Origin of the sequence: Cellulomonas hominis (assembly GCF_901521055.1) — a bacterium.
GTDB lineage: Bacteria > Actinomycetota > Actinomycetes > Actinomycetales > Cellulomonadaceae > Cellulomonas > Cellulomonas endometrii.
Map to the genome: position 1 here is coordinate 1 of NZ_CABEGA010000035.1, position 16,255 is coordinate 16,255.

Here is a 16,255-nt window from a genome sequence, read left to right on the forward strand (position 1 = left end):
GGGCGACGGGGTGTCGCGGCTGCTCGGGAGGTGCTCGCGTTCGCCGACGGCCGGGCGGAGTCGCCGGGGGAGTCGCTGACGCGGTGGCACCTCGCAAGGGCCGGACTGCCGCCGAGCACCGAGCCGGACCGACTTTCGGACCCCAGCACCGGCACCGGCACCGGGCTGCTGGAGCGCCCGGAGGAGCAGCTCGCCGAGCCGGGGGACCACGAGCGCTTCGCGCACTATGTGCGCAAGGAGAAGATCATGGAGTCGGCGCTGTCCGGCAAGCCCGTGGTCGCGCTGTGCGGGAAGGTCTGGGTGCCGGGCCGGGACCCGAACAAGTTCCCGGTGTGCCCCGTGTGCAAGGAGATCTTCGAGGGTCTCCGCGAGCCGCAGGACGGCGGTGACGGCGGCTCCGGCTCGGGGTCCGGCGGTCGCCGCTGGGGCGGTTTCGGCCGCGGCAAGGGCTCGGGCGACTCCTCCGGCGGACAGTGACCGCCGCGGACCGCCCGTCGTCCGCACCCGCCACGCACGCGTCCACGTCGGCCGCCTCGCACCTGCCGCCGGCGTTCCCGGGGCGTGCGCCGTGGGGGACGGCGGGGAAGCTGCGCGCCTGGCAGGCCGAGGCGCTCGAGCAGTACATGGCCACCGGCCCGCGGGACTTCCTCGCGGTCGCGACGCCGGGCGCCGGCAAGACGACGTTCGCCCTGCGGATCGCCACGGAGCTGCTGCAGGCCGGGATCGTGCGCCGGGTGACCGTCGTCGCGCCGACCGAGCACCTCAAGCACCAGTGGGCCGACGCCGCCGCGCGGGTGGGCATCAAGCTCGACCCGAACTTCAAGAACTCGCAGGGCCGGCACGGCCACGGGTTCGACGGCGTCGCGCTGACGTACGCGGGCGTCGCGTCGAAGCCGGCCCTGCACGCCGCGCGCACCACGGCCGCGCGCACGCTGGTGATCCTGGACGAGGTGCACCACGGCGGCGACGCGCTGTCCTGGGGCGACGCGGTCCGTGAGGCGTTCGAAGGCGCGACCCGGCGCCTCGCGCTGACCGGCACGCCGTTCCGGTCGGACACCGCGGCGATCCCGTTCGTCGAGTACGAGCGCGGCGTCGACGGCATCCGGCGCAGCAAGGCCGACTACACGTACGGGTACGCCGAGGCCCTGCGGGACCACGTGGTCCGGCCCGTGCTGTTCCTGACGTACTCCGGGTCGATGCGCTGGCGCACCAAGGCGGGCGACGAGATCAGCGCCCGCCTGGGGGAGCCGCTGACCAAGGACATGACCGCGCAGGCGTGGCGCACGGCGCTCAACCCGGACGGCGAGTGGATCCCGTCGGTGCTGGCCGCCGCGGACCGCCGCCTGACCGAGGTCCGCCGCTCGGTGCCCGACGCCGGCGCGATGGTCATCGCGACGGACCAGACGGACGCCCGCGCGTACGCCGGGCACCTCGCCCGGATCACCGGGAAGTCGCCCACGGTGGTGCTGTCGGACGACGAGGGGGCCAGCGCCCGGATCGACGAGTTCTCGGACTCCGACGACCGGTGGCTGGTCGCCGTGCGCATGGTGTCCGAGGGCGTCGACGTCCCGCGGCTCGCCGTCGGCGTGTACGCCACCAGCGCGGCCACGCCGCTGTTCTTCGCGCAGGCCATCGGGCGGTTCGTGCGCGCCCGCAAGCGCGGTGAGACGGCGTCGGTGTTCCTGCCGAGCGTCGCCCCGCTGCTGGCGCTCGCCAACGCCCTCGAGGTCGAGCGGGACCACGCCCTCGACCGCCCGCTCACCGCGGAGGAGCAGGGCGAGGACTACCACCCCGAGGACGCGCTGGTCGCCGAGGCGAACCGGTCCGAGAAGGGCTCCGACGCGCTGCAGGGCACGTTCGAGGCGCTGGAGGCGCAGGCGTCGTTCGACCGTGTGCTGTTCGACGGCGGCGAGTTCGGGACGGGCGCGGACGTCGGCTCGGAGGAGGAGCTCGACTTCCTCGGGCTGCCCGGTCTGCTGGACCCCGACCAGGTGACGACCCTGCTGCGGCAGCGCCAGGCGAGCCAGCAGAGCGCGAAGAAGGGCCGCGCGCAGGCCGCCGAGGACCGCGCCGAGATGGACCACCGCAAGCAGGCCGAGCTGCGCAAGGAGCTCGCCCAGCTGGTGGGCGCGTGGGCCCGGCGCAGCGGCCAGCCGCACGGCGCGGTGCACACCGAGCTGCGGCGCCGGTGCGGGGGCCCGGAGGTCGCGCTGGCCGACCCGGCGCAGCTCGAGGCGCGGGTGAAGATGCTCCGCGGCTGGTTCGTCGGCAAGCGCTGACGCACGTCACACCCGGGGCGATGTCCCAGGTCAGCGCGGCGCGCATACCAGGGACCGCCGCCGGCGCAAGCCGGGCGTTCGACGTGCCGAACCGTGGGATCCCTGCCAGTGTCATTCCCGTGAACAGGGCGTTCGCCGGGAATCAGACCCGGCGGACCATGGAGCAGGGGGACGGAAGGAGCGCTGGAATGCCTACGTGGCTGATCCTCGTCATCATCGGTGTCGTGCTGCTGGTCCTCGGCGTGGCCGTGGAGGCGGCGAAGTTCCTCCTCTGGATCGGAATCGCCGTGCTGGTCGTCAGCCTGATCCTCGGCCTGCTGCGCCGGGGCAAGGCCCGCGTCTGACGACGCGCACCGAGCACGACAGCGCCCGCGCTCCCTGGTGACAGGGGGCGCGGGCGCTGTCGTCTGCGGGAGCCGGGGGCCCGCGTCAGAGGGTCCGGGTGACCGTCGGCAGCGCGGCCTCGTCGGCGGACAGGCGCCGGGCGCCGCGGGGCAGCTCCTCACGGGACGCCGCGTGGCGTGCGGTCGCCGCCGCCACACCCTCCGGGCCGGTCCAGCCGGGCTGCACGGCGCCGTCGACGACGAGCGGCACCACGAGGCCCCGCAGGTCGTCGCCGTCGGGCACCCAGTCCCGCACGGCCTCGTCGGCCCCGCCGACCACGACCTCCTCGACCGCGCGGCCGTCGCCGTCCAGGCGGCGGGCGGCGGTCTTGCGGCCCCCGACGGACTCCTTGGCGAACGACGCCTTCGCGACGGGTGCGAGCCGGCCGTCGGCGCCCTCCCGGGCCACGAGCTTGTAGACCATGCCGCACGTCGGGGCGCCGGACCCGGTGACGAGCGACGTGCCGACGCCGTAGGAGTCGACCGGCGCGACGGCGAGCGCGGCGATGGCGAACTCGTCCAGGTCGGACGTCACGACGATCTTCGTGTCGCGCGCGCCGAGGCCGTCGAGCTGGGCCCGCACCTCCTGGGCGAGCACCCCGAGGTCGCCGGAGTCGAGCCGCACGGCGCCGAGCCCCGGCCCGGCGGCCTTGACCGCCCGCTCGACCCCGCGGCGCACGTCGTAGGTGTCGACGAGCAGCGTCGTCCCCGGCCCGGCGGACGCGACCTGCGCGGCGAAGGCGGCCTCCTCGTCGTCGTGCAGCAGCGTGAACGCGTGCGCCGCGGTGCCGATCGTCGGCAGCCCGTACCGGCGCCCGGCCTCGAGGTTCGACGTCCCCGCGAACCCCGCGACGGCCGCGGCCCGGGCGGCGGCGACGGCGGCCTGCTCGTGCGCCCGGCGCGCGCCCATCTCCAGGCACGGGCGGCCGATCGCGGCGCTGGTCATGCGGGACGCCGCCGAGGCGATCGCGGAGTCGTAGTTGAGGATCGACAGCACGAGCGTCTCGAGCAGCACCGCCTCGGCGAACGTGCCCTCGACCGTGAGCACGGGGGAGTGCGGGAAGAACATCTCGCCCTCCGCGTACCCCCGGACCGTCCCGGTGAACCGGTACCCGGCGAGGAACTCCAGCGTGGGGTCGTCGACGACCCCCTCGGCGGCCAGCCAGTCGAGCTCCTCGGGCCCGAACCGGAAGTCGTCCAGGGCCTCGAGCACCCGGCCGGTGCCCGCGAGGACCCCGTACCGACGCCCGTGCGGGAGGCGGCGGGTGAACACCTCGAAGACGCAACGGCGCCCGGCGGTGCCGTCGGCGAGGGCTCCCTGGAGCATCGTGAGCTCGTAGCGGTCGGTCAGCAGCGCGGTGCTCATGACGACACCGTAAGCGCCGGTGCGCCGCAGTGCGCCGGGTCAGGGCACCTACAGTGGACGGGTGTCCGTGGAGATCGCACCCGAGGAGACCGCCCACGTCGAGGGCGCCCTCGCCGACACCTGGGTGACGATCGTGTGGAACGACCCGGTCAACCTGATGTCCTACGTCACCTACGTGTTCCGGTCCTACTTCGGCTACCCGCAGGCGAAGGCGGAGAAGCTGATGCGCGAGGTGCACGAGCAGGGGCGCTCGGCGGTGTCCTCGGGCGGCCGGGAGCAGATGGAGGTGGACGTGCAGGCCATGCACTCCTTCGGCCTGTGGGCCACGCTGCAGCGGAGCGACGCGTAGGTGCGGGCGTTCCGGCGGGAGGGCGACGCGCTGGTCGCGGAGGTCGAGCCCGGTGAGCGCGAGGTGCTGGCGACCGTCGTCGCGGACGTCGCCGAGCTGCTGGGCGGCGGGCGGCTCGAGGAGCGCACCCCGCTGGTCGGCGACCAGGACGCGGGGTCCGTCGGGCTGCGGCTGCGGCTGGACCCCCTGCCCGCACCCGACGACCCCGCGGTGCTCCGGCTGCTGCCCGACGCGTCGCGCGACGAGCCCGAGGTCGCCGCGGAGTTCCGGCGCCTGACCGAGGACGACCTGCGGCAGCAGAAGATCGACCGGCTGGCGGACCTGTTCGACCGGCTGACGGCCGACGAGGACCCGGACGCCGCGGACGACGACGAGCCCGCCCGGGCCTCGTCCCGCCGCCGGCACCGCGCGCGCGGCCGGCACGCCGCCGCCACCGTCGTCCGGGTCCCGAAGGACCGGGCGCCCGCCCTGGCCGCGACGCTGACCGACATCCGGCTGGTGCTCGGCGAGCGCCTGGGCGTCACGGACGAGGAGGAGAGCGACCGCCTGGAGCGGGACGTGGTCCGCGCCGACCCGGCCACCGACGACCGCGCCGCGCAGGCGCGGCAGTACCTCGGCTCGGTGTTCCTGGCGCTCGGGTGGTGGCAGGAGACCCTGATGGCGTGCCTGCTGGCGGACCTGCCGGACGTGCCCGACGGCGGCGGGGCCGGGTCCGCGCGCGGACGGCGTTAGGCTCGGAGGCGTGAACGACGCTCCCATCGGGATCTTCGACTCCGGGGTGGGTGGCCTCACCAACGCGCGGTCGATCATCGACCAGCTGCCGCACGAGTCGGTGCTCTACATCGGCGACACCCTCAACACCCCGTACGGCCCCAAGCCGCTGGCCGCGGTCCGCGCGCACGCCCTCGAGGTGATGGACGACCTGGTCGACGCGGGCGTCAAGATCCTGGTCATCGCGTGCAACACGGCGTCGTCCGCCGTGCTCCGGGACGCGCGGGAGCGGTACACGCTGCGCAAGGGCATCCCCGTGGTCGAGGTGATCCTGCCGGCGGCCCGCCGGGCGGTCGCCGCGACCCGCACCGGCCGGATCGGCGTGATCGGCACCAAGGCGACGGTGGAGTCGCGCGCGTACGACGACGCGTTCGCCGTCGCCCCCGGGGTCCGGCTGACCACGCAGGCGTGCCCGCGGTTCGTGGAGTTCGTCGAGGCGGGCGTGACGTCGGGGCCGGAGCTGCTGAGCGTCGCCGAGGAGTACCTCGGGCCCGTCCGGGACGCCGGTGTCGACACCCTGGTGCTCGGCTGCACGCACTACCCGCTGCTCACCGGCGTCATCTCGTACGTGATGGGCGAGGACGTCACGCTCGTGTCCAGCGCCGAGGAGACCGCGAAGGACGTCTACCGCACGCTCGTGGCGCACGACCTCGAGCGCGACCCGGCCGCCGGCCCCCCGGAGCACCGGTTCCTGGCGACGGGCGACCCGGAGCCCTTCGCGCACCTCGCGCGCCGGTTCCTGGGCCCCGAGGTCCGGCACGTCGAGGAGCGCCAGGCCCTGCGCTGACGGCCCGCGACGTCCGTCCGGTGCACGAGGGGCGTGACGAGGGACACGGACCCCGCCGCACCGTTGCCCGGACGCGACCCCGCGCCGCACGGCATCATGGCTCTCGGGCCGCCACCGGACGTCGGACTGGCGGCCCGTCGACGGGGAGTGGTTGCCGATGAGGCTCGTGGTCGTGGGCAGTGCGGGGTCGTTCCCGGGCCCGGACGCGGCAGCGTCCTGCTACCTGGTCCAGGCCGAGGGCCCGGACGGGGCGGGCGGGACCCGCACGTGGAGCGTCCTGCTGGACCTGGGCAACGGGGCGCTGGGGCCCCTGCAGCGGCACATCGCGCCCGCCTCGCTCGACGCGGTCGCGATCAGCCACCTGCACGCCGACCACGTCGCCGACGTCGTGGTGCTCGGCGTGATGCTGCGCTACGACCCGCGCGGGCTGCGCCCGGAGCCGCTGCCGCTGTTCGGGCCCGAGGGCGTCCGGGAGCGGCTCGCGCAGCTGTCGGGGCACGACCCGGCGACCGACACGACGGACCACCTGACGCTCGGCACCTGGCGTGCCGGGGAGCCGGTGCAGATCGGGCCGCTCACCATCGAGCCGGTGCCCGTCGAGCACCCGGTGCCGGCGTTCGGGTTCCGGGTGACCGGCCCCTCGGCCGCCGACCCGGGGCGCACGGTGACCCTCGCGTACACCGGGGACACCGACGAGTGCGCCGGGCTGGACGAGCTCGCCCGCGGCGCCGACCTGCTGCTCGCCGAGGCGGCCTACCTGGAGTCGACCCCGCGCGCGCCGCGTGGCGTCCACCTCACCGGCCTGCGCGCCGGGCGGGCGGCGCAGCGCGGCGGTGCGCGGCGGCTGGTCCTCACGCACCTGGTGGCCTGGAACGACCCGTCCGCCAGCCTCGCGGAGGCGACGGGCGTGTACGACGGGCCGGTCGACGTCGCGCGCCCCGGGATGGTCGTCGAGCTCTGACGCGTGCCCGGCGTCCCGACCGGGGCCGACCGGGCTCGTGGGTGGTCCGGGCTACCCTCGTGGGCATGACCTCGGACTCCTCCACCAGCCCCGCCGTGCCCTCGACCGGGGGCCCCCGCGCGGACGGCCGCGCCGCCGACGAGCTGCGGCCCGTCTCGATCACCCGTCGGTACCTCGACGCCGGTGAGGGCAGCGTGCTGGTCGAGTTCGGCGGCACCAAGGTGCTGTGCGTCGCGTCCTTCACCGCCGGGGTGCCGCGCTGGCGCAAGGGCTCCGGCGAGGGCTGGGTGACCGCCGAGTACGCGATGCTGCCCCGCTCGACCACCACCCGCTCGGACCGGGAGTCCGTGCGCGGGAAGATCGGCGGCCGCACGCACGAGATCTCCCGCCTGATCGGCCGCTCGCTGCGCGCGATCATCGACGTCGCCGCGCTCGGCGAGAACACCATCGTCCTGGACTGCGACGTCCTGCAGGCCGACGGCGGCACCCGCACCGCATCCGTCACCGGGGCGTACGTGGCGCTCGCGGACGCCGTGGCGTGGGGCATCGCCCAGGGCTCGGTGAACCCGAAGAAGACGGTGTTGCGGGACTCCGTGTCCGCGGTGAGCGTCGGCATCGTCGACGGCCTGCCCGTGCTCGACCTGCCGTACGTCGAGGACGTGCGCGCCGAGACGGACATGAACGTGGTCGTCACCGGCTCGGGCGACTTCGTCGAGGTGCAGGGCACGGCCGAGCACGCGCCGTTCAACCGCCGGGAGCTGGACTCCCTGCTCGACCTCGCGCTGGTCGGGACGACGGAGCTCGCGCGGGTGCAGGCCGAGGTGCTGGCGGTGCCGGCGTCCGAGGGCACCGTCACGGTCCGCGGCGGCTCGGCGGTGCGCGCATGACCGGACCGGCCCGCCTGGTCCTCGCGACCCACAACGCCCACAAGGTCGGCGAGCTCCGCGCGATCCTCGTCCCGGCGCTCCCCGGCCTGGACCCGGCGTCCGTGGTCGGCGCCCGCGACGTCGGCGCCCCGGAGCCCGTCGAGGACGGGGTGACGTTCGCCGAGAACGCGCTGATCAAGGCCCGCGCCCTCGCCCGGCACACCGGCCTGCCGGCCGTGGCCGACGACTCCGGCCTGTCCGTCGACGTGCTCGGCGGCGCCCCCGGGATCTTCTCCGCCCGCTGGTCCGGGCGGCACGGCGACGACCGCGCCAACCTCGACCTGCTCCTGGCCCAGCTCGCGGACATCGCGCCCGAGCACCGCGCCGCCCGGTTCACCTGCGCGGCCGCGCTGGTCACGCCGGACGGCACCGAGCACGTGGAGATCGGCCACCTGCCCGGCACGCTCGCCCGGGCGCCGCGCGGGGACCACGGCTTCGGGTACGACCCGGTGCTGGTCCCCGAGGGCGGCACGCGCACGTGCGCGGAGCTGTCCCCGGAGGAGAAGAACCGCATCTCGCACCGCGGCCAGGCGTTCCGCGCGCTCGTGCCGGCGATCGTCGCGGCGCTCGGCGAGCGGTCCGCTGCCGAGCGGTCCGCCGCCGACCGGCCCGCGGGCGGCTGAGGGCGCGCGTGGCTGACGTCCACCTCGTCGCGGACGCCCTCACCTTCGGCTACCCGGGACGACCGGTCCTCAACGCCGTCGGCATGTCGGCGTCCGCCGGCGACCGCGTCGGCGTCGTCGGGGAGAACGGGGCCGGCAAGACCACCCTGCTGCGGCTGCTGGCGGGTGACCTCGTGCCGACCGCGGGGGAGGTCCGGCGCACCGGGTCCGTCTCGGTGGTCCAGCAGGAGCTCGACGTCCCGCCGGGGTCGACCGTCGGGGACCTGATCCGCCGCACCGCGGGGCACGTGCGTGCGGCGGCGGCCCGGCTGGACCAGGTCATCGCCGGCTTCGACCACGAGGGCGGGGACCTCGCGGCGCTGACGGACGCCCTGGCCGCCGTCGAGCGGCTCGCCGCGTGGGACGTCGACCGGCGCGTGGACGAGGCGCTCACCCGGTTCGGCGCCCCCCGCGACCCCGCGCGCCGGCTCGACACGCTCAGCGTGGGCGAGGGGTACCGGGCGCGGCTCGCCTGCCACATCGCTGAGCGTGCGGACATCCTGCTGCTCGACGAGCCCACGAACCACCTCGACGTCGGCGGCATCGACTACCTGACCGCCCAGCTGCAGCAGTGGCCGGGGGTCGTCGTCATCGTCACGCACGACCGGCGCCTGCTGGACGACGTGATGACCGCGATCCTCGACCTCGACCCGTCGATGGACGGCCGGCCCGTGCTGTACGGCGCGACCCGCTACGCCACCTACCGGTTCGCCAAGGACCAGGCGCTGCGGCGGTGGCGCGCCCGCTACGCGCAGGAGCGCAAGCGCGCCGAGAAGCTCGCCCGCCGGCTCGACGAGTCGTACGAGGGCCTCTCGGACGAGTGGCGGCCCCCGAAGGGCTCGCAGAAGCACCGTCGGGCCACCCGCGCGCGCATCCACGTGAAGGCCGCCGACCGGCTGGTGCAGAAGCTCGAGGCCGAGGCGGTCGAGGTGCCCGTGCCGCCGCCCGCGCTGGCGTTCCCGGACCTGCCGTCGCTGCCCGTCGGGTACGAGGGCGGGCCGCTGCTCGAGCTCCGGGCGCCGCGCGTCGCCGGTCGGCTCGACCTCCCGGGCGTGCGCGTCGACCTGCCGCCCGCCGGCCGGCTGCTGGTCACCGGCCCGAACGGTGCGGGCAAGTCGACGCTGCTGGCCGCGCTCACGGGCCAGGCGCCGCTCGACCGCGGGCAGCGCTCGGTGGCGCACGGCGTCCGCCTCGGCGTGCTCGTGCAGGACGACGACAGCCCGGCGCGGCTCCGGATGACGGGGTTCGAGGCCGCGGCCCGCCGCGCGCTGGACCTGCTCGCGTCCGGCGCGCTGGACCCGGCGCACGTGCTGCCGGTCGCGGCGCTCGGGCTGCTGGAGGAGGAGGACCTCGACCGCCCCCTCGGCGAGCTCTCGGTCGGGCAGCGCCGGCGGTTCGAGCTGGCGGCCGCCCTCGTCGCCGCGCCGCACGTCCTGGTGCTCGACGAGCCCACGAACCACCTGTCGATCGCGCTCGTCGACGAGCTCACCGAGGCGCTGCGGATGACGTCGGCGGCGGTCGTCGTCGCGACCCACGACCGCGCGATGCGCGCGGACCTGTCGGACTGGCCGTCGATCGAGCTCTGACGACGGGCTGCTCGGCGATGCGGCGCTGTCAGCGGGGTGCGTCGACCGCGTCCGGCCCCGGCGCCGCGGCGACCGCCCCCGGTGTGCCCGGCAGCACCCGCTCCAGCAGCCGCACCAGCACCGCGAGGACCAGGAAGCCGACCGCGACGGCTGCCGTGTTCCGCACCGCGGTGGACAGGCCGATCGCCCCCGCGTCGAGGAACGGGTACGGGTACCAGCCCACGACGGCGCCCCGCACGAACGTGTACGCGATCCACGCCAGCGGGTAGGCGACGGCCCACGCGACGGTGGAGCCGCCGAACCGAGGCCGCGGCCCGACGAGCAGCCACACCAGCCACGCCCCGACGGGGGTCACGGTGTGCAGCAGGAGGTTCGCCAGTCGGCCGCTGGGGGTGAGCACCGCCGCGGAGTCGGCGAGCACCGCGTGGTAGACCACGCCCGTCACCCCGATGCACAGAAGCGCGTCGAGGTGCAGGACGGCCCGCACCCGCCCCGTCCGGAGCGGCTGCGCGGCGAGCAGCCCCGAGGCCACGGCCACGAGGATGTTCGACTGGATGGTGAAGTACGAGAACAGCCGGGTCAGCCGCTCCGCCATGGTCCCCGCGTCGCCCGGCCCGTCCGCCAGCGCGCGCCCGAGCTCCAGGAGCACCCCCGCGGTCGCCGCCAGCGCCAGCAGCGCGTGCAGCACCCGGGTGACCGTCAGGGAGCGCGTCGTCGGCGCGGCGGCGGCCACGGGTCAGGGCATCCGGCCGACGTGCGCCATCGCCTGCCGCAGGAGCACGCCCTGCCCGCCGTTCATCTCGACCTGCACCTGCTCGCTGCACGCCTCCTCCGGCGTCAGCCACGCGAGGTCGAGCGCGTCCTGCTGCGGCCGGCAGTCGCCCGTGACCGGGACGACGTAGGCGAGGGACACGGCGTGCTGGCGGGGGTCGTGGTACGGCGTGACACCCGGGGTCGGGAAGTACTCCGCGACGGTGAACGGCTGCGGGGTCGGCGGGACCTGCGGCAGCGCGACGGGCCCCAGGTCCTTCTCGATGTGCCGCAGCAGCGCGTCGCGCACCCGCTCGTGGTACATCACGCGGCCGGAGACCAGTGCCCGGGACATCACGCCCTCGGGGGTGACCCGCAGCAGCAGGCCGACCGCCACCACGTCGCCGGAGTCGTCCACCCGCACGGGCACGGCGTCCACGTAGAGCAGGGGCAGGGAGCGGCGGGCCGCCGCGATGCCCTCGGGACTCAGCCACCCGGAGGGACGCTCGGGCTCGCGGGGCAGGTCAGCCGTGTCGGTCACCTGGCAGTTGTACCCCGCACGGGCCCTCGTGGCCCACCCCGACTCGCGGGTCGGACGCCGGCGGCGCGCGGGCAGGCGCGGGCCCGGGAATACTGGAACAGGTCCGGACGCTCTACTGGCGTCAATCCAGACAACAGGAGGCGACAGATGGCGACGACCGAGCTGACGGCCGACAGCATCCAGCAGACGATCACCGAGAACGACATCGTGCTGGTGGACTTCTGGGCCGACTGGTGCGGTCCGTGCAAGCGTTTCGGCCCGATCTTCGAGCAGTCCTCGGAGGCGCACCCCGACATCGTGCACGCGAAGGTCGACACCGAGGCCGAGCAGCAGCTCGCTGCCGAGCTCCAGATCACGTCGATCCCGACGCTGATGGCCTTCCGCGAGGGCATCCTCGTGTTCAACCAGGCGGGTGCCCTGCCGGGCCCGGCGCTGGAGCAGGTCGTCGACGCGGTGAAGGCGCTCGACATGGACGACGTCCGCGCGCAGATCGCGGCGGCCGGGGCCACGCAGAACTGACCCCCGCACCACACTCGCGACGCCCCCGCACGCCACCGCGTGCGGGGGCGTCGTCGCGTCCGGGCGTCGACACCCCGCGGGCGGACGGCCTGCGCAGGGGCGACGTGCGTCCTAGAGTCGCGGCATGCCGACCTCCACGCTGCCCGCCGGCTACGCCGACCTGCTCGAGCGCCCGCTGTTCGCCCACCTCGCGACCGTGCGGCCGGACGGGTCGCCGCAGTCGTCCGTCATGTGGTTCGTCTGGGACGGGGAGGTGCTGCGGTTCACGCACACCAGCACTCGGCAGAAGTTCCGCAACATCCAGCACGAGCCCCGCGTCGCGCTCTCCGTGGCCGACCCCGACGACGAGTACCGCTACCTGGAGATCCGCGGCACCGTCGAGAGCGTCGAGCAGGACGACGCCGAGGCGTCGTTCTACCGGTCGTTGCAGGAGCGCTACGGCAACGTCTACGACATCACTGACGCGGAGGTGCGCGTGATCATCACCGTGCGTCCGCGGACGTTCACGGCGGTCGGTGGGGGCGCGGTCGTCGAGTGACGCCGCACGGGCGGTGCGGGAGGCGGGAGTCGAACCCGCACGCCCTCTCGGGCACCAGGACCTAAACCTGGCGTGGCTGCCGTTTCACCACTCCCGCTCGTGCCCGTCACTCTGCCAGGAGCGGCGGGCGGGCGGCGCTCAGTCGATGCCGAGGTCGCGGCGCAGCTTCGCGACGTGGCCCGTGGCCTTGACGTTGTACTGCGCGAGCTCGACGGTGCCCTCGGGGTCGACGACCACCGTCGACCGGATCACGCCGGTGACCGTCTTCCCGTACAGGGACTTCTCGCCCCACGCGCCCCAGGCCTCCAGCACGGCCTTGTCCGGGTCGGACGCCAGCGGGAACGTGAGCGCCTCGGCCTCGGCGAACGCGGCCAGCTTGGCGACCGGGTCGGGGGAGACGCCCACGACGCGGTAGCCCCGGCCCTGCAGCGACGCGAGGGAGTCCCGGAAGTCGCACGCCTGCTTCGTGCAGCCGGGGGTGCCGGCGGCCGGGTAGAAGTACACGACGACGTGCTCGCCGCGCAGGTCCGACAGCGTCACGGAGCCGCCGTCGGCCGTGGGCAGCGTGAAGTCCGGGGCGGTGTCGCCGGCGGCGAGGCGGGGCATGGCGTCTCCTGCGTCTGCTGAGGTGCGGGGGCGGTTCGCGGGCGCGCGCGCCCGGCGCGGTCAGCGTACGACGGTACCGTCGGGCCTGTGACCGCACCGCGCCCCGAGACCCCCGCCGCCCGCCCGGAGCTCCCCATCCGGATGCTGAACGACCGGCTGCTCGTGCAGCTGGACGAGGACGCCGCCGAGCGCCGGTCGAACGCCGGCATCGTCATCCCGGCGACGGCGGTCGTCGGGAAGCGCCTCGCGTGGGGTGCGGTGGTCGCCGTCGGGCAGCACGTGCGCCAGGTGACCGTCGGCGACCGCGTGCTGTTCGACCCGGAGGAGCGCGCGGAGGTCGAGCTCGCCGCCCGGACGTACCTGCTGCTCCGCGAGAAGGACGTGCACGCCGTGGCCACGCCCCACGAGGGCGGCCAGGGCACCGGCCTCTACCTCTGACGCTCTGACGCCGCCCTACCCCGGACCTGCGGCGAAGGCGCTTTCCCACGCCGGCGTTCGCCCTCGGCGTGCTCTGTTGCGCAGCGTCTCGTGCGGGTGTTCCCATGGTCGCAGGAACGACCCGGGGGAGTGGCCGTGGTGGATGACGAGATGAAGACGGCCGAGCAGGGCGAGGCGCGTGGCACGCAGGAGGGCGCGACCGAGGTCGTGATGGACCTGCTGGCGGAGCACGTGCCGCTGACGCTGCTGGCGGACCTGGCGGTGGCGGAGCCGCGCTCCGAGGCGATCCTGGCGGCCGAGGGGCTGCCGGACGACGCCTGGTGGGAGGACGACGAGTCCCCGGGCGAGGGCGCGCCGACCGGTTCTGCCGGCACGGGCGCCGGTGCGCGGGGCCCGGAGGACGACCTGCCGGTCGACCCGGACGCCGTCGAGGACCCGCACCCGGCGTGACCTGCGCCACTGTTGGGGCGTAGAGCCGGATCTGGTTCGCGTCCCACCGCGGGAGGGTGCTAACGTTCTCAACCGCGCGCCATTAGCTCAATTGGCAGAGCAGCTGACTCTTAATCAGCGGGTTCGGGGTTCGAGTCCCTGATGGCGCACAGCAGAAGGCCCCCGATCGGCGGAGACGTCGAGCGGGGGCCTTCGTCGTCGCGGGGCGTGCGGGACGCGGGGCGCTCCGGGTGTCACGGGCCGCCGAGGTCGTCATCGACGGACGAGGTCGTCCGTCAGGAGTGACGACCTCGTGCCGACGTGACGACCTCGTGCCGCGGTGACGACCTCGTGCCGACGTGACGACCTCGTGCCGACGCGTCAGCTCGGGTCGGTGCCCGGACGGGGTGCGGCAGCGTGGGCCCGCACGGCATCGGCGATCTGCTGGGCCTGCGCGTGGACCAGCAGGCGCAGGTCGTCGTAGCGGCGGTCGACCTCGGCGTCGCACGCGTCGCTGTCCCGAGTGACGATCCACGCGCGCTTGGCGGCGCGGATGTCCGCGTCCGTCACGTCGATGCGCCACTCGTCCTCGGTCATGGGTCAAACGTCCCACCAGGGGCCGCCCTGCGACAGGCGAAAAGGGCGGTTTCACCCGCATCGTGGGGGTTCGGAGCCCCGGATTCACCTGATAGCCCGCCGGGCGTCGATCCCTCAAGGACCGCTGGAGTGACAGCGGCGCTCCGCCCCCGCACCTGTCGGACCCCGGCCGGAGGGGCGACGATGGGTCCGCCGCCCGACGCGGCGCACCCGAGGAACGGAGCGAGCACATGACCGAGCGGACCCAGCAGGACACCGGGGACGGCGCGTCGCAGACCGTCACGTACGACGTCGTGGTGATCGGTGCGGGCGCCGTGGGCGAGAACGTCGCCGACCGTGCCGGGCGGCTCGGGCTGTCCGTCGCCGTGGTCGAGCACGAGCTGGTCGGCGGCGAGTGCTCGTACTGGGCGTGCATGCCGTCGAAGGCCCTGCTGCGGCCCGGGTCCGTGCTCGCCGCCGCGCGGGCCGTGCCGGGTGCCGCGGAGCTCGTCGGCGGGACCCTGGACCCCGCGGCAGTGCTCGCGCGCCGGGACGAGTTCACGTCGCACTGGGACGACCACGGGCAGGTGGAGTGGCTCGACTCCGCCGGCATCGCGCTGCTGCGGGGGACAGCACGGTTCACCGGTCCCCGCCAGCTGGCCCTGGAGACCGACGAGGGTGACGTCCGGGTCATCGCGCGGCACGCCGTCGTCGTGGCCACGGGCAGCGAGCCGGTGATCCCGGGGGTCCCCGGCCTGGCGGAGGCGCAGCCGTGGACGTCGCGCGAGGCGACGGCGGTCAAGGAGGTGCCCGGCCGGCTCGCGATCCTCGGCGGCGGCGTCGTGGGCGTCGAGATGGCCTTGGCGTACCGGGACCTCGGGGCGGAGGTGACGCTGCTGGTGCGCGGCGACCGGGTCCTGGCCGGCGCGGAGCCGTTCGCCGCGGACGAGGTCGCCGCCGGGCTGCGGGACCTCGGGGTGGACCTGCGGTTCGGCACGTCCGCGACCCGGGTGGTGCGCGACGAGGACGGCGTGCACCTCACGGTCGAGGGACCGCAGGGCGCCGGCGAGGTGCACGCGGACGAGGTCCTCGTCGCCACCGGCCGCCGGCCGCGCACCGTCGACCTGGGCCTGGAGGCGATCGGGCTGGAGCCCGGCGGGCCGCTGGAGGTCGACGCGTCGCTGCAGGTGACGGGGGTGCCGGACGGCTGGCTGTTCGCGACCGGCGACGTCACCGGGCGCACCGCCACGACGCACCAGGGCAAGTACGACGCCCGCGTGGCGGGGGACGTCGTCGCGGCGCGGTTCTCGCCGGACGACGACGGCACCGGGCACGCCGCGGCGGAGCGGGACGCGGCGCCGTGGAGCCGCTACCGCGCGTCCGCGGACGACGTGGCCGTGCCGCAGGTCGTGTTCACGCGGCCCGAGGTGTCGTGGGTCGGGCGCACCGAGCAGCAGGCACGGGACGCGGGGCTGGACGTGCGGGCGGTGCAGTACGCGATCGGGTCGGTCGCGGGGGCGTCCGTCGCGGCCGACGGCTACTCCGGCACCGCGCAGATCGTGGTCGACCGGGCGCGCAGCGTGATCGTCGGCGCCACCTTCACCGGCCCGGACGCCGCGGAGCTGCTGCAGGCGGCGACGATCGCGATCGTCGGCGAGGTCCCGCTCGACCGGCTGTGGCACGCGGTGCCGGCGTACCCGACGGTCAGCGAGGTGTGGCTGCGGCTGCTGGAGACCGCGGGGCTCTGAGCCTCGGCGGCCGCGACGACACGAGGGGCAGGCCCGCGGA

20 protein-coding genes and 2 tRNA genes are annotated in these 16,255 nt (G+C 75.2%); 16 read left to right on the forward strand and 6 right to left on the reverse strand.

The window, feature by feature from the left end; all coding sequences use genetic code 11:
• Positions 1 to 105 precede the first annotated feature (105 nt).
• The 3 genes from KJP73_RS10205 (at position 106) to KJP73_RS10215 (ending at position 2,623) form a co-directional block, all read left to right on the forward strand.
• Positions 106 to 477 carry a DUF3039 domain-containing protein gene (locus tag KJP73_RS10205; RefSeq protein WP_213282800.1) on the forward strand — a complete coding sequence of 124 codons (372 nt, stop codon included), beginning with the start codon at positions 106 to 108 and terminating at the stop codon, positions 475 to 477.
• Positions 474 to 2,279, forward strand: a complete 1,806-nt coding sequence (locus KJP73_RS10210; RefSeq protein ID WP_213282754.1) for a DEAD/DEAH box helicase — start codon at positions 474 to 476, stop codon at positions 2,277 to 2,279. The genes KJP73_RS10205 and KJP73_RS10210 overlap by 4 nt, the downstream gene beginning before the upstream one ends.
• Positions 2,280 to 2,467: 188 nt before the next feature.
• Positions 2,468 to 2,623, forward strand: coding sequence for a hypothetical protein (locus KJP73_RS10215; protein ID WP_213282755.1), 156 nt, complete (start codon positions 2,468 to 2,470; stop codon positions 2,621 to 2,623).
• An 85-nt stretch (positions 2,624 to 2,708) separates the two neighbouring features.
• On the opposite strand, the gene KJP73_RS10220 is transcribed toward KJP73_RS10215, so the two are convergent.
• The gene (locus KJP73_RS10220) at positions 2,709 to 4,028 is read right to left on the reverse strand and encodes a nicotinate phosphoribosyltransferase (RefSeq protein WP_213282756.1); all 1,320 of its coding nucleotides are present in this window, start codon (positions 4,026 to 4,028) and stop codon (positions 2,709 to 2,711) included.
• Positions 4,029 to 4,089: 61 nt separating this feature from the next.
• On the opposite strand from KJP73_RS10220, the gene clpS reads away from it, so the two are divergent.
• From clpS to KJP73_RS10255, 7 genes are all read left to right on the forward strand, one after another.
• Positions 4,090 to 4,377 (forward strand): ATP-dependent Clp protease adapter ClpS, encoded by a 288-nt coding sequence (clpS, locus tag KJP73_RS10225; RefSeq protein WP_428830381.1) that lies wholly within the window; start codon positions 4,090 to 4,092, stop codon positions 4,375 to 4,377.
• Complete coding sequence (locus KJP73_RS10230) at positions 4,378 to 5,109, forward strand: DUF2017 family protein (RefSeq protein ID WP_213282758.1); 732 nt, start codon at positions 4,378 to 4,380, stop codon at positions 5,107 to 5,109.
• 10 nt (positions 5,110 to 5,119) lie between these two features.
• On the forward strand, positions 5,120 to 5,935 hold the full coding sequence (murI, locus tag KJP73_RS10235; protein WP_213282759.1) for a glutamate racemase: 816 nt from the start codon (positions 5,120 to 5,122) through the stop codon (positions 5,933 to 5,935).
• Between the two features lie 157 nt (positions 5,936 to 6,092).
• Positions 6,093 to 6,896, forward strand: a complete 804-nt coding sequence (locus tag KJP73_RS10240) for an MBL fold metallo-hydrolase (protein WP_213282760.1) — start codon at positions 6,093 to 6,095, stop codon at positions 6,894 to 6,896.
• A gap of 65 nt (positions 6,897 to 6,961) precedes the next feature.
• Positions 6,962 to 7,783 (forward strand): ribonuclease PH, encoded by an 822-nt coding sequence (gene rph, locus KJP73_RS10245; protein WP_213282761.1) that lies wholly within the window; start codon positions 6,962 to 6,964, stop codon positions 7,781 to 7,783.
• Positions 7,780 to 8,445, forward strand: coding sequence for an RdgB/HAM1 family non-canonical purine NTP pyrophosphatase (gene rdgB / locus KJP73_RS10250; protein ID WP_213282762.1), 666 nt, complete (start codon positions 7,780 to 7,782; stop codon positions 8,443 to 8,445). The genes rph and rdgB overlap by 4 nt, the downstream gene beginning before the upstream one ends.
• 8 nt (positions 8,446 to 8,453) lie before the next feature.
• Positions 8,454 to 10,070, forward strand: a complete 1,617-nt coding sequence (locus KJP73_RS10255) for an ABC-F family ATP-binding cassette domain-containing protein (RefSeq protein WP_249669289.1) — start codon at positions 8,454 to 8,456, stop codon at positions 10,068 to 10,070.
• Between the two features lie 28 nt (positions 10,071 to 10,098).
• On the opposite strand, the gene KJP73_RS10260 is transcribed toward KJP73_RS10255, so the two are convergent.
• Positions 10,099 to 10,803 (reverse strand): Pr6Pr family membrane protein, encoded by a 705-nt coding sequence (locus KJP73_RS10260; protein ID WP_213282763.1) that lies wholly within the window; start codon positions 10,801 to 10,803, stop codon positions 10,099 to 10,101.
• A 3-nt stretch (positions 10,804 to 10,806) separates the two neighbouring features.
• Complete coding sequence (locus KJP73_RS10265) at positions 10,807 to 11,361, reverse strand: NUDIX hydrolase family protein (protein WP_213282764.1); 555 nt, start codon at positions 11,359 to 11,361, stop codon at positions 10,807 to 10,809.
• Between the two features lie 147 nt (positions 11,362 to 11,508).
• On the opposite strand from KJP73_RS10265, the gene trxA reads away from it, so the two are divergent.
• Together trxA and KJP73_RS10275 are read left to right on the forward strand one after the other, a co-directional pair.
• Positions 11,509 to 11,880 carry a thioredoxin gene (gene trxA, locus KJP73_RS10270; RefSeq protein ID WP_213282765.1) on the forward strand — a complete coding sequence of 124 codons (372 nt, stop codon included), beginning with the start codon at positions 11,509 to 11,511 and terminating at the stop codon, positions 11,878 to 11,880.
• Positions 11,881 to 12,004: 124 nt separating this feature from the next.
• A complete protein-coding gene (locus tag KJP73_RS10275) occupies positions 12,005 to 12,418 on the forward strand; it encodes a PPOX class F420-dependent oxidoreductase (protein WP_213282766.1) in 414 nt (137 codons plus the stop codon).
• A 14-nt stretch (positions 12,419 to 12,432) separates the two neighbouring features.
• On the opposite strand, the gene KJP73_RS10280 is transcribed toward KJP73_RS10275, so the two are convergent.
• Together KJP73_RS10280 and bcp are read right to left on the reverse strand one after the other, a co-directional pair.
• Positions 12,433 to 12,515 (reverse strand) — tRNA-Leu (locus KJP73_RS10280).
• Between the two features lie 41 nt (positions 12,516 to 12,556).
• A complete protein-coding gene (gene bcp, locus KJP73_RS10285) occupies positions 12,557 to 13,024 on the reverse strand; it encodes a thioredoxin-dependent thiol peroxidase (protein WP_213282767.1) in 468 nt (155 codons plus the stop codon).
• 141 nt (positions 13,025 to 13,165) lie between these two features.
• Between bcp and KJP73_RS10290 the strand changes: the two genes are divergently transcribed.
• The 3 genes from KJP73_RS10290 (at position 13,166) to KJP73_RS10300 (ending at position 14,061) form a co-directional block, all read left to right on the forward strand.
• Positions 13,166 to 13,462 carry a GroES family chaperonin gene (locus KJP73_RS10290; RefSeq protein WP_213282802.1) on the forward strand — a complete coding sequence of 99 codons (297 nt, stop codon included), beginning with the start codon at positions 13,166 to 13,168 and terminating at the stop codon, positions 13,460 to 13,462.
• Between the two features lie 135 nt (positions 13,463 to 13,597).
• Positions 13,598 to 13,912: a hypothetical protein gene (locus KJP73_RS10295; protein ID WP_213282768.1), complete on the forward strand. Its 315-nt coding sequence runs from the start codon at positions 13,598 to 13,600 to the stop codon at positions 13,910 to 13,912.
• A 76-nt stretch (positions 13,913 to 13,988) separates the two neighbouring features.
• Positions 13,989 to 14,061, forward strand: a tRNA-Lys gene (locus tag KJP73_RS10300).
• 211 nt (positions 14,062 to 14,272) lie between these two features.
• Here KJP73_RS10300 and KJP73_RS10305 read toward each other — a convergent pair.
• The gene (locus tag KJP73_RS10305; protein ID WP_213282769.1) at positions 14,273 to 14,488 is read right to left on the reverse strand and encodes a hypothetical protein; all 216 of its coding nucleotides are present in this window, start codon (positions 14,486 to 14,488) and stop codon (positions 14,273 to 14,275) included.
• Between the two features lie 230 nt (positions 14,489 to 14,718).
• Between KJP73_RS10305 and KJP73_RS10310 the strand changes: the two genes are divergently transcribed.
• Positions 14,719 to 16,215 carry a dihydrolipoyl dehydrogenase family protein gene (locus tag KJP73_RS10310; RefSeq protein ID WP_213282770.1) on the forward strand — a complete coding sequence of 499 codons (1,497 nt, stop codon included), beginning with the start codon at positions 14,719 to 14,721 and terminating at the stop codon, positions 16,213 to 16,215.
• The last annotated feature ends 40 nt before the right edge of the window (positions 16,216 to 16,255 follow it).